Origin of the sequence: Lysobacter alkalisoli, assembly GCF_006547045.1 — a bacterium.
GTDB lineage: Bacteria > Pseudomonadota > Gammaproteobacteria > Xanthomonadales > Xanthomonadaceae > Marilutibacter > Marilutibacter alkalisoli.
Genome location: NZ_CP041242.1, coordinates 1451872 through 1466300 on the forward strand (window position 1 = coordinate 1451872; position 14429 = coordinate 1466300).

General features: G+C 66.4%; 13 protein-coding genes. 1 reads left to right on the forward strand and 12 read right to left on the reverse strand.

All coding sequences use genetic code 11. From position 1 onward, the window contains the following. Position 1: 1 nt before the first annotated feature. From FKV23_RS06325 to FKV23_RS06370, 10 genes are all read right to left on the reverse strand, one after another. Positions 2–1033: a polysaccharide deacetylase family protein gene (locus FKV23_RS06325; RefSeq protein ID WP_141623093.1), complete on the reverse strand. Its 1032-nt coding sequence runs from the start codon at positions 1031–1033 to the stop codon at positions 2–4. Continuing rightward, positions 1030–2382 (reverse strand): O-antigen ligase family protein, encoded by a 1353-nt coding sequence (locus tag FKV23_RS06330; protein WP_141623094.1) that lies wholly within the window; start codon positions 2380–2382, stop codon positions 1030–1032. The genes FKV23_RS06325 and FKV23_RS06330 overlap by 4 nt, the downstream gene beginning before the upstream one ends. Beyond that, complete coding sequence (locus FKV23_RS06335) at positions 2363–3493, reverse strand: glycosyltransferase (protein WP_167285040.1); 1131 nt, start codon at positions 3491–3493, stop codon at positions 2363–2365. Before FKV23_RS06335 ends, FKV23_RS06330 begins: the two co-directional genes overlap by 20 nt. A 7-nt stretch (positions 3494–3500) precedes the next feature. After that, positions 3501–4667, reverse strand: coding sequence for a glycosyltransferase (locus FKV23_RS06340; RefSeq protein WP_167285043.1), 1167 nt, complete (start codon positions 4665–4667; stop codon positions 3501–3503). 52 nt (positions 4668–4719) lie between these two features. After that, positions 4720–6045, reverse strand: a complete 1326-nt coding sequence (locus tag FKV23_RS06345; protein WP_141623097.1) for a porin family protein — start codon at positions 6043–6045, stop codon at positions 4720–4722. 10 nt (positions 6046–6055) lie between these two features. Then, on the reverse strand, positions 6056–6826 hold the full coding sequence (locus FKV23_RS06350; protein ID WP_141623098.1) for a P-loop NTPase family protein: 771 nt from the start codon (positions 6824–6826) through the stop codon (positions 6056–6058). Next, entirely contained in the window at positions 6823–8388 is a 1566-nt protein-coding gene (locus tag FKV23_RS06355; RefSeq protein WP_244244115.1) for an XrtA system polysaccharide chain length determinant, read from the reverse strand. Before FKV23_RS06355 ends, FKV23_RS06350 begins: the two co-directional genes overlap by 4 nt. After that, entirely contained in the window at positions 8385–9005 is a 621-nt protein-coding gene (locus FKV23_RS06360; RefSeq protein WP_141623099.1) for an XrtA/PEP-CTERM system exopolysaccharide export protein, read from the reverse strand. The genes FKV23_RS06355 and FKV23_RS06360 overlap by 4 nt, the downstream gene beginning before the upstream one ends. An 82-nt stretch (positions 9006–9087) precedes the next feature. Next, positions 9088–10095: an NAD-dependent epimerase gene (locus FKV23_RS06365; RefSeq protein ID WP_141623100.1), complete on the reverse strand. Its 1008-nt coding sequence runs from the start codon at positions 10093–10095 to the stop codon at positions 9088–9090. A gap of 16 nt (positions 10096–10111) precedes the next feature. Continuing rightward, positions 10112–11401 (reverse strand): nucleotide sugar dehydrogenase, encoded by a 1290-nt coding sequence (locus FKV23_RS06370; protein WP_141623101.1) that lies wholly within the window; start codon positions 11399–11401, stop codon positions 10112–10114. Positions 11402–11643: 242 nt separating this feature from the next. Here FKV23_RS06370 and galE point away from each other — a divergent pair, with 242 nt between their 5' ends. After that, on the forward strand, positions 11644–12687 hold the full coding sequence (gene galE / locus FKV23_RS06375) for a UDP-glucose 4-epimerase GalE (RefSeq protein ID WP_141623102.1): 1044 nt from the start codon (positions 11644–11646) through the stop codon (positions 12685–12687). Between the two features lie 34 nt (positions 12688–12721). Here galE and FKV23_RS06380 read toward each other — a convergent pair whose 3' ends face one another. Together FKV23_RS06380 and thiD are read right to left on the reverse strand one after the other, a co-directional pair. Beyond that, positions 12722–13606: an alpha/beta hydrolase family protein gene (locus FKV23_RS06380; protein WP_141623103.1), complete on the reverse strand. Its 885-nt coding sequence runs from the start codon at positions 13604–13606 to the stop codon at positions 12722–12724. Next, positions 13603–14427: a bifunctional hydroxymethylpyrimidine kinase/phosphomethylpyrimidine kinase gene (gene thiD, locus FKV23_RS06385; protein ID WP_141623104.1), complete on the reverse strand. Its 825-nt coding sequence runs from the start codon at positions 14425–14427 to the stop codon at positions 13603–13605. Before thiD ends, FKV23_RS06380 begins: the two co-directional genes overlap by 4 nt. Positions 14428–14429 lie beyond the last annotated feature (2 nt).

The following is a 14429-nucleotide window of genomic DNA, read 5'->3' on the forward strand; positions in this document are numbered from 1 at the left end:
GTCAGTGCCTCCCCCGGGTGCGCAGCCAGCACAGCAGGCCACTGGTGTCGCTGAAGAACAGCGCGGGTGACAGCCGCCCGAGGGGCGACAGGTAACGCGACTCGTGGACGTTGTGGCGCAGCAACCGGAACGGGTCCACGCCGCGCCGGTTGATCCCTTCGATGGTGGTGGCAGCGGTGGCGTAGCCGGCTCGCTTCACCATCAGCATGTCGCGATCGCCGAAGTCGTGGACCGTACCGTTGGGGTAGGCGAAGTGGCGCGGCGGCATGTCCAGTGCGTCGGCGATGTCGCGGCTGCAGCCGAACACTTCATCGTGGGCGGTCTGCTCGTCCACCTGGCTGAGCAGGACGTGGTTGCGGGTGTGACCGCCGATCTCGATGCCCTTGTCGTGCAGGGTGCGGACATCGTCCCAGCCCAGCATGGTGCGCTCGTTGTCGACCGGGCCGGGATCCAGTCGGGCGAGTATGCCGGCCAGGCAGGCCTGCATGCTGTCGTCCGGAAGCGTCTTCAGCCAGCGGGGGATCTGCACCAGCGCACGCCGGACTTCATCCGGATCGGACAGATCGTAGTTGCCCAGACCGTGCGGGCCAAGCGTGAGCAGGTCGTTGCGTCGGGCATGGATGGCGTCGGCCAGCCGGTAGGCCCAGATCGGCTCGGCACCGATGTGACGGGTGGCGAGATAGAGCACCGCCGGCACCCCGGCGAGCCGGCCTTCGAGCATCCGCAGGTTGTCGCGGTAGCCGTCGTCGAGGGTGATGGCATAGGCGGTGGAGCGGGCATCGGATTCATCCAGTCGACGCAGGCCATCATCGAGGCTGAGCAGAACCTCGCGCTGCAGCAGCCAGTCGACCAAGGTCGTCAGCGTCGTTGCATTGATGCTGAGCGGGTAGGGATCGTCGTCGTCGCGGATACGATGCAACATCAGCAACACCAGTCCGCCACCGGAGAGCCGGCGGTACAGCAGGTCCAGGCCGCTGTAGTGAACCGCCAGCGCGAACAGGTATCGCAGCCATTGCCGGCAGGTCGCGATCATCGTGGCGGGGCCTCCGGGGGCAGGTGTCTCCCCTTTACCACCATGGCCACGTAGACCCAGAAGAAAGCAATCATCGGGTAGTGGGTGAAGCGGTCGCCGGACAGGTTCCCGCACACCAGCGCCATCCAGGCGCCGATGAGCCCCAGGGCCAGTGCGTAGCGCAGGCTGCCGGTGGGTGAGCGGGTCAGTTCGCGCCTGGCGGTCGTGAATACCGACAGCAACACGCCCAGCAGCAGGGTGAAGCCGATCAGTCCGCCTTCGCTCAGCGTCCTCAGGTAGAGGTTATGGGTGTCCATGCCGTACGGGTTGTATTCGGGGTGGGTGAAGGTGTGGAAGCCGGTGCCGACAACCGGGTTGCGCTTGAAGTTGTCCCATGCCAGTTCCCAATAGACGAAGCGCATCTCGGTGCTTTCGTCGCGCTCACCCTCGTCGACGGAGGTGCTGTCGAAGCGTTCCATCACCGATTGCGGCAGCGCACCGGGCAGCAGCGCCGCCCCGAGCAGCAGCGGCAACATCAACTTCCAGCGTCCACGCCAGGCCAGGATCACCGTGACCAGGCCGAGCAGCAGGGCGATATAGGCCGTGCGCGAATAGGCGTAGAGAACGCCCAGCACCATGCACGCCACGCCTGCCGCCAATGCGATCCGCCAGCGGTTCGGCATCCGGGCCGCGATCAGCACGGCGAACAGCACCACTGCCACGGTCACGCAGAACGCTGCGAACTCGTTGGCGCCGAGCATCGAGAAGGTACCGCTGATGCGCAGGTCGTCGGAGTAGTGCCAGCGGGAAACGCTGTTGTGCTGCGACCAGATCACCCGGGCGATGTACGGCAGCGGCAGCAGGGTGACCAGCAGCACGCGGCGGGCGGTGCTCCAGTCGCCGACGCTCATCTGCACCAGGTACAGCACGAACAGGCCGATCAGCTGATCCTTGAGCATCTGGAAATGGTCGCCGGCATCGGCCACATGGGCCGAAGCGACGAACAGCGAGACGACGCCGTACAACGCATAGGCCAGGACCCAGCGGTTGACCGGCTCGTTGCGAGCCAGCCGGGCGCCGGAGAACCATGCCCCGACCCAAGCCAGCAGGAACATCACATTGAGGAAATTCAGGCCTGCCCCGATGTTGGGCAGATAGCCGGTCTGGAGGTTCTGCAGCGGGATCAGGAACAGGAACAGGTAGAGCGGCCAGTTCTGCGGGTGTCTCCGTTGCGTGGAGGCGGGCGTGGCCGATGCCCGGGTTGGCCCGGCGGGCGCCTGCAACCGCGGACGCAGCGGCAGTGCCCGCTCCGCCAGCGGGAAGCGGACGGAGCCGGGTACAGCGCTGGGATCAGGCCGCCTGGGGTTCATCGACCGACTCCGTCAACGAGCGGTACAGGGCGGCATGGCGCACGGCCATGGCGGCAGGTGAATGGTGGGTCTCGACATGGCGGCGGGCGCGCGCATCGCGTTGTCCGCGACGGAGCAGGGCGTTCCGCATGGCAGCGACAAGTGCATCGCGGTCGGCCGGGGGAATCAGCTGTCCATGCTCGGTCTGCGCGAGCAGGCGCGGGATCTCGCCGACATCGCTGGCGATTACCGGTATCGCATGCGCCATGGCTTCCAGCACCACCAGTGGCATGCCCTCGGTCAGCGACGGCAGGACCAGGCAGTCGAACAGCGGGTACACATGCTCCATGTCGTCGCGCAAGCCGGTGAAGTGGACGTGGCGCTCCAGGCCCAGCGCATGCACCTGCTGGCGCAACCCGCTGGCATCGGGCCCATCGCCAACCAGCAGCAGGCGGCTGTCGGGCTTGTCTTCGGCGACCGCTGCGAATGCATCCACCAGCAGACCCAGGTTCTTCTCCGGCGAGAAGCGGGCCACGGCCGCGAACACGAACTGGCCATGATCGAGGCCGAGTTCCCGGCGGATCTCCGCGGTCCGCAGTGGCGACGGCGATGGCCATTCGATCGCGTTGTCGATCAGGTGGATCCGCTGACCTGGAACTCCGGCCTTCCCAAGGGCCTCGACCTGACGCGCGGATACTGCGACCAGTGCATCGAAGTGCCTCAGCAACGCCAGTTCGATCCGGTTGTACAGGCGCAGGCTGCGGGTGCCGTCGACCTGGCCATGCATCGTCGCCACGCACCGCACCGCCTGGCCACGGGTGGCGAGCCAGGCGTAGAAGGCGCTCTTGTAGTCGTGCACGTGGACGATGTCCGTGCCACGCCGGCGAAGTTCGCCTGCAAGCCGGGCGATGGTGGCCAGGTCGATCCGCCGCCGGCACGGCAGCAACGCGGCATCCTGCCGCCGGTCGGTTGCGGCCTGGTGCAGCGCCTGTTCCTGCATCCGATAGTTGTTGATGCACAACAGGCCGCTGTCGATACCTGCATCGTCGAGCGCGCCGTTGAGCGCCAGCACGACCCTGTCGGCACCGAACAGGCCGGCACTGGAACGCAATTGCAGGATCTTGAGGCGCACGCCCATCTCAGCCGCACCCCAGAAGGCGCCTGTACAGGGCGTCGTAGGACTGCACCATGTTCGCCAGCGAGAAATCCCGCTCCACACGCTCGCGGCTGTGCCGGCTCATCTTTTGGCGCAGGAGAGGCGATCCGGCCAGCCGTAGCATGGCCTCGGCGGTGGCATAGCTGTCGCCGACCGGCACCTGCAGGCCATTGCCTTCGTGCCGGACCAGTTGCCGGTTGCCACCCACCGCGGTTGCGACCACCGGCAGGCCGCAGGCCATGGCCTCGAGCAGGGCGTTGGACATCCCCTCGCTGGATGAAGTGAGTACGGCCACGTCCATCGCCGGAAGCAGTCTGTCGATATCGTTGCGGGCGCCGAGGAAGTCGACCGCGGCATGGATGCCGAGTGCCCGGGCGCGCGCTTCGAGTTGTTCCTGCAACCCGCCCTGGCCGATCAGCAGCAGGCGCGCGTTCGGTTGCGAGCGATGGACCTGCGCGAAAGCCTCGAGCAGCATGTCGTGGCACTTCACCGGGTAGAAGCTCGCCACACAGGCGAAGGCGATATGCTCCGGCGACAGTCCAAGCGCATCGCGGCATTCGCGACGCAGATGCTCTGGCGATGGCCGGTAGCGTTGGGTATCGACACCGTTTGCGATCCAGAACATCGAATGGGCCGGCAGGCCCTCGTGCGAGGCCAGCACGGAGAGGATTTCCGGTGCCGGTGCGATCACGCCGTCGTAGCGATGGTTGACCAGCCGGAACAGTGTCCGCAGACGCCAGTTCTTCTTGAATCCCATGTCGCGCCGGTTCGACAACCGGAGCGGTGGCGACGGTTGACCGCGGACCAGGGCGTTGAGCAGGTCCGATTTTTCGTGCTGCGACTGCACGATGTCGAACCGTTCGGTGCGCAGGAGCTGCCGCAGGCGAGCCATCGCTCTCCAGCCACCGGCACCGTAAACGCGGCCGACCGGCCAGTTGATGATTCGCACGGGCGGCTCCCCGGCGAGTGTCCGCAGGCATGCTTCAGGCCCGGAGAAGGCGCCGAGCTGGACGAGGGTGATCCGGTAGCGGTCCGCGGGAAGGCCGGCGATCAGGTTGCGCAGGAAGCGTTCGCTGCCCCCGGTGCTGGCGACCGTGGTGTCGGTCAGCAGCAGGAGACGGATCGGGTCGTGCCCTTGCTGTCTGTCCAAGGGCGCGCCGATACCGCTGGAATCAACGTTCCCGGAATCTGTGCCCGGACAGTCAGCGCCGATAGATGACGCTGACAATGACGGCATTGTCGTCATGGCTCAAACCCGGGGATGTGCTGTTGCGGGAGATCCGCCTGAGATCGAAGCGGCCGATCCAGTGGCGCGTGAACTGTCTGGAAACTCCGGCCGTGAGCACCGTGTCGCGGTCGCGGCGATCGAGATTGTCGAACTCGCGCCGCTGGTGGAACGCGGATGCCGACACGGTCAGCAACGGACGGATGCGGTATTCGTAGTTGATGTGGGCGCCGCTGACGTCGTTGTCGAAGCTGTCGTCACCGATATAGCGGGAGCGGGTGCGGTAGACGCCCACGTCGAGCGTGGACACATCGTCCGCCTGGTGCCAGGTCGCGCGTATGTCGCGTTGGCGGTAGGTGTCCGATGAAATGACGGTGCCGCCCGGGTCGATGTCGGTGCCGACCGGTGCCTCGGGCCCGAGCGAAAGTTTCGACAGGGCCTGGGTGGCATCGGAGAATTGATGGTCGGCGTGCAGGCTCAGGGTGCCGAAGGCGGTCGCACGCCAGTTGAAGTCGGCTCGGAACAGGGCGCTTGAGTGGTTCGAGTGGTCGCCGCCGATGCCGTCCCGTTCGAGCCGCGAGTAACCGGCATCAAGGCTGAAATCTATGCGATTGAGGTTGCGCTGGAAGTTGAGGTAACCGTCGTGGCGATCGTAATCGACCGAACTGCCGGCTTCGTCGAAGTCGACCCGGGTCGATTCGAGGTTGAGCGAGCCGCGGGTGGTCGCGCTGAAGTCGCGCAGCACGCGCAATGCGGCATTGTAGCGATGGCCGTTGAAGTCCGTGGTTTCCTCGGCGTGGCTGCGGCTGTAGCGCAGGTCGAACTGGCCGCGGGTATTGCCGTTGAAACGCAGGTACAGGGTGGGGCCGCCGGTCACGATATTGACTCGCTGGGTGTTGTTCGGGGCGAACGAGGACAGAATGTCGACCGGCTGCTCGCTCAGGTAGTCCTCGGCGATGAAATCCAGCCGCTCCGGAATGACCCGCCAGCGCAGGTGCCCGGTGAACTGGCCGCGGAACTCATCGTCGAAGCTGTTGCCGGTGTAGTGCAGGTAGCGCACGTTGCCGCGCCCTGCCAGTTCCAGCGTCGCCCCTTCCTGGCTTACTTCGAAGGCGATGCCGGGCGAGATCGTGGTCTCGCTGATTTCGTCGGTCTCGGACAGGGCGATGTTGGAGTTGTGGATGACGCCGAGGCTGGCCTCGTACTCCAGGTCGATCGCGCCCGCCACCTGTGGCAGCAGCGATGCCAGCGCCAGGAACAACAAGGTATGCCCCGGTGTGCCGCGTCGAGTCCCGGTGTCCATGCCGATCTCCTTACACGCCCTGGTTGAATACGACACCGGCGAACTTCTCAGGGTCGAAGTTGGCGGCGGCCTGGGCGATCGCCTGCGGCGTGTTCCGACCGTAGCCGGCGACCAGCACCACGATGTCGGCCAGATCGGCCAGGATCCGCGCTTCGGGCGAACCGAGAACGGGGGGGCTGTCGAGGAACATGTAGCAGTCCGGATGGCGGCTGCGGATCGAATCGAGCATCAACCGCATCCGCACCGAAGAGAAATATTCGATGCCGGCCTCGCGCATGGCCCCGGCCGGCATCAGGTTCAGCCCTGGTACGCCGGTCTGGTAGAGCACGCTTTCGAAAGACAGCTCGCCGCGCTCGTCGTCCGGGTTCTCCAGGTAGTCGATCAAACCGCCCGAAACCGGTTCGATGTGCATCGTGGCGTGCTGGGAAGGGTGGCGCAGATCGCAATCGATCAGCAGCGCGGTCTTGGTCTCGTCGAAGGCCATCGCCGCCGCGAGATTGCGGGCTACGAAACTGCCGCCACAACCGGCGCTGACCGGGGCGACCAGGGCGACGAAGTTGTTGGTCGTCATCGCCAACAGCCGGGTGCGCAACTCCCGGAACGCATCGACGTCGGGGCGGGCCACCGAGGAGCGGCAGATCAGCGAGCGGTCCTCCATCTGCTGCGGCGTCAGCATGGTGCTTTCGTGTCGCAGCGAAAGCGAGCGCGAGCGTCCGGAGGAAGGCTGCGGAGCGTGGTCCTCGTGACCGGACTGCCTGTTCGGGAAGGAGAGTGTGCTCATGCCTGGACCAGTTGCGTGATCAGGACCAGTCCGTAGACGACCGGGACCAGCAGAAGAAGGAGGGCCGCGGCAGCGATGCGCCGGCGATGGTGGTGTTTTGCCGTGCGGTAGTGTGGAACGATGCCAAGCACGGGCAGCCCGCCCTGACGTTCTATCTGCGGAGCGCTTCGGACGCGAGGATCGAACTTGACCAGTACCAGCAGCAACAACAGCGGCGTGGCCACGGCCATGCCCAGGCCGCCGCCAGCCACGTGCATCAGCCGCAATCCATTGCTCCGCAACGGAAACGTTGCCGGCTCCTGGATGCGGAAGTTGAGGCCGCGCTGTTCCGAATCCAGACTCATCGAGACGCGGGCGTTCTCGCGGCGCTTGAGCAGGTCCTGGTAGAGGTCGCGGTTGACCTCGTAGTCGCGGGTCAGTTCGGCCAGCGCGCTTTCCGAGGCGGCGATCCGTCGGCTTCGCGCAAGTTCTTCCTCAAGCAGTTGTTGCGAGGTCGAGATGCGGCTGGCCATGGCCGCCGATTGCCGACGGGTCTGGGCCAGCTTGCTCTTGAGCTCGGCGTACAGCGGGTTGTATTCGGCGCTGTTGCTCAGCCGGTCGGATGACGATGGTGCGCGCGTGCGCCGCAACCCGTCCTCGTTACGCAGTTGTTCCTGCAGGTCGTCGATCTGGTGCTGGACGCGAACGACATCCGGATGCTGGCGGGTATAGCTGAGCAACAGGCGATCCTGCTCCTCCTCCAGTTCGGCCAGGCGGGCGATCATCTGCCCGGTGCGGCTGCGTACGACTGTGATTTCGTTCTCGCCCGACAACTGCGCCTGCAGCGCGGTTTCCTGAGAGCGCAGGTCGTGCAGGTCCATGCGTGCCGATTCCACCAGCCGACGCAGTTCGCCGATACGCGCATTGACGTCGACCTCGATGCCGGGGCGCGCGTCGGGATTGGACTTGCGATATGCCTCCAGGCGGGACTCGGCATCGGTCAGTTTGCCGTGGTATTGCTTTACCTGCGAATCGATGAAGTCGTAGGCGTCCCGGCTCTCGCGCTCCTTGGTACCGAGGCTTTCCTCGATCACCAGATCGGCGAAGCGCCTGGTCACCTCGAAGGCGCGGCGCGGGTTGGAGTCGGTGTAGGAGATCTGGATCAGGTTGTCGCGTGGATTGTCGATCCGGGTGCGCTTGGTGATCTCCTCGATCAATCGTTCCTGTTGTATCGGCGTGGGGTTGTCATCCATCCAGCCACCGGTGCCGAGGATCTCGTTCATGACCTTGCGACTGAAGGCCACCTGGCGGGTGATGCTGGCACGGTTGGAGATCGCGGTTGCCACCGCCCGGCCTTCCATCAGCGGACGGATGATGTTGGTGTCCTCGACCAGGATCGTGGTCGAGGATGTGTACTTCTTCGGCAGCAACAGGCCGGCCCCGAGTGCAAGCAGAGCGATGGACGTGAAGATCACGGCCAGCACCAGATGGCGGCGCTTGAGCTCCTCCAGCGCGATCGGGGCCAGCGCCATCATCGAAGCGGGCGGCTCCTGCCCGCTCCATTCCAGGGTCGGGATATTCACAGGATGCGCTCGGGTACGGTAATGACGTCGCCGGGGGCGACCTTGAAGTTGGTGCTCAGGTCGCCACGATCGAGAATGCGGTCGAGCTTGACCGCATACCTGCGTGTGTTCTCGCCGTTGCTGCGGTACAGCTCCGACCGCGATGGCGAGGCGAACTCGGTGACCCCGCCGGCGGCCAGTACCGCATCGAGCACGGTCATGCCCTGGCGGTAGGGGATCGAGACCGGCTGCCGGACCGCGCCGGTCACCCGCACCCGCGACAGGTACTCATGGCTGCGCAGATCGGTCAGGATCACCGCGACCTGCGGGTCGCGCACGTAGGCGGCCAGCCTGGTGGTGATGTCGGCGGCGACTTCGTCCGGGGTCAGCCCCCCCGCCGGCACGTCGCCGACGAGCGGCACCGAGATCTTTCCGTCCGGCCGCACCGGCACCGTGATGCCGAGGTCGGGGTTGCGCCACACCGTGACCTGGACGATGTCGTCGACGCCGATCCGGTACTGCTCTACGGCAGCCGGCGCTTCGTCCGGGGGGCGCGCGCCGGAAGTGCCCGGGGTGCTTGCACAGGCGGCCAGCAGCAGGGCGAGGAGGACGGCGGGAATGAGGGCTATCTTGTGCATGACTGGAGTCCCCTGGGGGTCAGCTGTAGACAACGCGGTTGGGAGGCAGGGCAGGCCAGCAAGGCGACGCCGGCGTACCGGCTCAGACGCGGTAGTACGCCCGGTACCAGTCGATGAAGCGGCGCACTCCGGTCTCCACCGACGTGGTCGGGGCGTAGCCGACGTCGCGACGCAGCGCCTCGACATCGGCATGCGCTTCGGGCACGTCGCCCGGTTGCAGCGGCAGCAGGTTGCATTCGGCCTTGCGGCCGAGGCAGTCCTCGATCAGGCCGATGTACTTCATCAGCTCGATCGGGCGGTCGCTGCCGATGTTGTAGAGCCGGTACGGCGCCGCCGAGGCGGCCGGGGTGGCATGACCGAAGTCGTAGTCCGGGTCCGCGGCCGGGACACGGTCGAGCACGCGGACCACGCCCTCGACGATGTCGTCGATGTAGGTGAAGTCGCGACGGTGGTGGCCATGGTTGAACACGTTGATCGGCTTGCCTGCGAGGATGTTGCGGGTGAACAGGAACAGCGCCATGTCGGGTCGTCCCCAAGGCCCGTATACGGTGAAGAAGCGCAGGCCCGTAGTTGGAAGTCCGTAGAGATGGCTGTAGGTGTGCGCCATCAGCTCGTTGGATTTCTTGGTTGCCGCGTACAGGCTGACCGGGTGATCGACGTCATGGTCGACGGCGAACGGCAGCCGGGTATTGGCGCCGTAGACCGAGCTCGACGAGGCGTAGACCAGGTGCTCGATCGAGTGATGGCGGCAGCCTTCCAGGATGTTGATGAATCCGACGATGTTGCTGTCGATGTAGGCGCGCGGGTTCTCGATCGAATAGCGCACGCCGGCTTGTGCGGCGAGGTTCACCACCCGCTCGGGCTTGAACACCCGGAAGGCCCGCTCCACGACTTCGCGGTCCTCCAGCGATGCCCGCATCAGGCCGAAGCCGGCGTGTTGTTCCAGCCGTTCCAGCCGTGCCTCCTTCAGCGTCGGGTCGTAGTAGTCGTTGACGTTGTCGAAGCCCAGCACCTCATCGCCGCGCTCCAGCAGTCGCTGCGAAACGTGGTAGCCGATGAAGCCGGCGGCACCGGTGACCAGAATCCGCATCCTCATTCCTCCCCGGTCACAGTCGTCCGTCCACGTCGGCTTTCGGAAGCGCGCCCTTGACGTCGAACAGGGGCGTGCCCGGCTTGCCGAAGGCGCGCAGGCCCGGTGCACCCGGGGACACGAACTCGCGATGGGCAACGGCCAGGATCACGGCGTCGTACCCCCCGTGCGCGGGATCGGTCACCAGTTCGATGCCGTAGGCTTCGCGTGCCTGCGCGGCATCCACCCACGGGTCATGCACGTCGACACCGACCCCGTAGTCCTGCAGTTCATGCACGATATCCACGACCCGGGTGTTGCGCAGATCGGGGCAGTTCTCCTTGAACGCCAGCCCCAGTACCAGCACCCGGCAGCAGGCCGGGTGGGTGTCGTTTTTCTGGATCAGTCGCACCACCCGGTGCGCCACGTGCTGGCCCATGCCGTCGTTGATGCGACGCCCGGCCAGGATCACGTCGGTGTGGAAGCCGACCTGCTGTGCCTTGTGGGTCAGATAGTAGGGATCCACGCCGATGCAGTGCCCACCGACCAGCCCGGGGCGGAACGGCAGGAAGTTCCACTTGGTGCCGGCCGCGGCCAGCACCTCCTGGGTGTCCATGCCGAGGCGGTGGAACAACAATGCCAGTTCATTGACCAGGGCGATGTTGACGTCGCGCTGGATGTTCTCGATGACCTTGGCTCCCTCGGCGACGCGGATGCTCGAGGTCTTGTGGGTGCCGGCGGTGATGACCGAGGCGTACAGTTCGTCGACGAAGTCGGCCGCCTCCGGGGTCGAGCCGGAGGTGACCTTGGTGATCGTCTCCAGCCGGTGTTCGTGGTCGCCGGGATTGATCCGCTCAGGGCTGTAGCCGACGTAGAAGTCGCGGTTGAACACCAGCCCCGACTCGCGTTCCAGGATAGGCACGCAGACTTCCTCGGTCGCGCCCGGATAGACGGTGGACTCGTAGATCACGACGTCGCCGGGCGACAGCGATTCGCCGACGGTGCGGCTGGCTGCCTCCAGCGGGCGCAGATCGGGGCGTTTGTACTCATCGATGGGGGTCGGCACGGTGACGATGTAGACGTTGCACTCGTGCAGCCGCCCGGCATCGGTACTGAACTGCAGTCTCGACGCCTCGCGCAATGCCTTCCCGGACACTTCCAGGGTGTGGTCGTGATGCCGCTCGAGTTCGTTGACGCGGATGAGGTTTACGTCGAAGCCGAGCGTCGGCAGTTTGCGGCCAAAGGCCACGGCCAGCGGCAGTCCGACATATCCCAGTCCAACGACGGCCAGACGGATCCGGTCCCGTTGCGGCAGCGGGGCGCTCATGGGGTTTCAGGCTCTCCAGGCTGGCAGGGGTGCGAATGGCCGCTCCGGTATCCGGATACCTGCCCGGCTCGCGGGCGAAGTCCCCCTTCTGCCCAGCTACAACGCAAAGCCGTGGCGAATCCGGCAACGCCGGGCGGTTTCGCGTACTCGTGAAACGACCGGAAGCAGCACCGAACCTCGGTTGCCGGTCATGCCGCCCTTTCGCGTTGACCCCTACAGCGAACGGTCAAAGCGGGGCGACGATGCGGATTCTGGTTTCCGGGGGAGCGGGCTACATAGGCGCGCACGCCTGCGTGGTCCTGGCCGAACGCGGCCATGAAGTCGTCATCGCCGACAACTTCTGCAACAGCTCGCCGGCGGTGTTGGCGCGCCTGCAGATGCTGCTGCCGCGACCACCGCTGCTGGAACGGGTGGACATCCGCGACCGCGTGCGACTGGCCCGCGTGTTCGAGCGGCACCGCTTCGACGCGGTAATCCACTTCGCCGCGCTCAAGGCGGTCGGCGAATCGTGCCAGCGTCCTCTCGATTATTTCGACAACAACATCGGCGGCACCATCGCCCTGCTGCAGACGATGGTCGAGGCCGGAGTGAAGCGGTTGGTGTTCAGTTCGTCGGCAACCGTCTATGGTCTGCCCGACTCGGTGCCGGTGCGCGAGGACGCGGCGCTGCGGGTGACCAATCCCTATGGCCGCACCAAGCTCGTGGTCGAGCAGCTGCTGGAAGACGTCGTCGCCTGCGATCCGGCATTCAAGGTCGCAAACCTGCGCTACTTCAATCCCGTCGGCGCCCACGTCTCCGGCCTGATTGGGGAGGACCCCTGCGACACCCCCAACAATCTGATGCCCTACGTCTGCCAGGTCGCGATCGGCCGCCGTGAGCGGCTGCAGGTGTTCGGCGACGACTACCCGACCCGCGACGGCACCGGTGTGCGCGACTACATCCACGTCGTGGACCTGGCGCGCGCGCATGCCGATGCGCTCGACTACCTGCAACGCGAGAAGCAAGGGCTGACCGTGAACCTGGGCACCGGCCGCGGCATCAGCGTGCTGGAGCTGGTGCGCGCGTTCGAAGCCGCCAGCGGTCGTGCAGTTCCCTGTGAAATCGTCGCCCGCCGCCCCGGCGATGTCGCCGAGGTCTATGCCGACCCCTCGCTCGCGCACGAGCGGCTCGGCTGGCGTGCGCAACTGGGTATGGAGGCGATGTGTCGCGACGCCTGGCGCTGGCAGTCGATGAATCCGGCCGGATACCAGACCCCGGATGCCACTCCGCGCGCCGCCGTCGCCTGACCCTCATTCCCCCGGGAAGCGGCACAAGCCGCGGTCAATCTCTACCGACCGGACCATCCAGCCCGGACAGAGTCCTGGCGACCGTTTCCGGCTGCTTCATCCATGCGAAGTGATCGGCCTGCGTGCCAAGTGTCGAGTTGTCAAGCAACGCGTGATGCACCCGCGGCCGATCGAACTTCGACAACAGGAAGTCCAGTGAAGAACGCGGCGCCAGCCAGTCGTGGGCAAGGGTGACGGCACGCACCGTCGGCGACAGGCTCGCCATGCCCGTTTCGAGATCGGTGTCGAGGTGGCGGGCGCGATATTGCCCGCTCAGCGCACTGCGCGACCAGTCGTCGATCAGGCCGCGTGCTTCCTCGCCGCCAAAACCGATCCGGCGGCCGGGCAGGGCACCGCGCAAGTTTGCCAGCCATGGCAGGAAGCGGTAGACCATCGGCAACCACCAGCGCGTTGGCGACGGGAATGCGCGCCAGTACGGCGCACCGCTGGCGACCAGCCACAGTTGGCCGGCTGCGTCGGGCGCCATGCCCAGCCGGCAGCAGGCCAGCTGCCCGCCCAGGCTGTGTCCGCCGAGGATGCGCCCGGTATCCGGGAACGCTTGGGCCACCGCGGCTTCCGTCACCGGCAGGTCGGCAGCGAGCAGCTGCGCATAACTCCAGTCCGTGCTCCGGTCGGGGCGCAACGAACTGCTGCCGCTGCCACGCCATTCGTGGATCACCGTCGCGATACCGTGCGCCGTCAGCGCCTCCGCGAATGGCAGGTAGTGGCGCGCGGCCACACCGAGTGCCGGCAGCCAGGTCAGCACGGCGCGCGGCATGTCTGCGGGGCGACGCACCAGCAGCGACCAGCGGTGTCCATCGGCGGCATCGCAGGACAGCTCAGCCTCGGTCGTCGTCAAACCGTTGGGGATCGCACTCATTCCGCCTCCGCCGCACCGAAGTGGTCCAGCACCAGGACATCTCCACGTCCCGGTCGGTAGCCACCGCGCAGGGCCCTGTGCACGTATCCGGTGGCGAGTTCGCAGGCCTCCGGCAGCGCATGCCCGCGGCACAAACGTGCCGTGATCGCCGAGGCCAGCGTGCAGCCGGTGCCATGGGCATCGACGTCGAGGCGGTCATGGCCGTACTGGGCGACGCATTCGCCATCCCAGTAGCGGTCGATGACAAGCGTGTCTCCCGGTCCGTCGCCGGGCAGATGACCGCCCTTGAGCAGCACCGCGCGTGCGCCGAGATCGTCGACGAACTCGGCCAATGCCGACTCGGCGGCCGCTGCCCCGGCGATCGGGTGGCCGAGCAACAGTTCGGCTTCGGGGATGTTCGGGGTGACGATGCTGGCCAGCGGCAGCAACCGCGTGCGCAACGCATCGAGGGCGTCATCCTCCAGCAGTTTGGCGCCGGAGGTGGCGACCATCACCGGGTCGAGCACGATATGCGCGGGCCGGCTGGTTTCCAGTGCATCGGCGACGGCGTGGATCACCTGCGCGTTCGCCAGCATCCCGAGCTTGACCGCGGCGATATCGAAATCGTCGAAACAGGCGTGGATCTGGGCGCGCAGGAACGCCAGCGGCGGCACGTGCACGGCGGTCACGCCGCGGGTGTGCTGGGCGGTCAGCGCGGCGATCGCACTCAACCCGTGCACGCGGTGTGCGGCGAAGGTCTTCAGGTCGGCCTGGATGCCCGCGCCGCCGCCGGAGTCGGAGCCGGCGATGGTCAGGGCGGAAACGGTGGAGGGAGTCGGCATGC

Coding starts and splice junctions, on each gene's coding strand:
- FKV23_RS06325 (WP_141623093.1), bottom strand. CDS start 1,033: ATGATCGCGACCTGCCGGCAATGGCTGCGATACCTGTTCGCGCTGGCG.
- FKV23_RS06330 (WP_141623094.1), bottom strand. CDS start 2,382: ATGAACCCCAGGCGGCCTGATCCCAGCGCTGTACCCGGCTCCGTCCGC.
- FKV23_RS06345 (WP_141623097.1), bottom strand. CDS start 6,045: ATGGACACCGGGACTCGACGCGGCACACCGGGGCATACCTTGTTGTTC.
- FKV23_RS06350 (WP_141623098.1), bottom strand. CDS start 6,826: ATGAGCACACTCTCCTTCCCGAACAGGCAGTCCGGTCACGAGGACCAC.
- FKV23_RS06360 (WP_141623099.1), bottom strand. CDS start 9,005: ATGCACAAGATAGCCCTCATTCCCGCCGTCCTCCTCGCCCTGCTGCTG.
- FKV23_RS06365 (WP_141623100.1), bottom strand. CDS start 10,095: ATGCGGATTCTGGTCACCGGTGCCGCCGGCTTCATCGGCTACCACGTT.
- FKV23_RS06370 (WP_141623101.1), bottom strand. CDS start 11,401: ATGAGCGCCCCGCTGCCGCAACGGGACCGGATCCGTCTGGCCGTCGTT.
- galE (WP_141623102.1), top strand. CDS start 11,644: ATGCGGATTCTGGTTTCCGGGGGAGCGGGCTACATAGGCGCGCACGCC.
- FKV23_RS06380 (WP_141623103.1), bottom strand. CDS start 13,606: ATGAGTGCGATCCCCAACGGTTTGACGACGACCGAGGCTGAGCTGTCC.
- thiD (WP_141623104.1), bottom strand. CDS start 14,427: ATGCCGACTCCCTCCACCGTTTCCGCCCTGACCATCGCCGGCTCCGAC.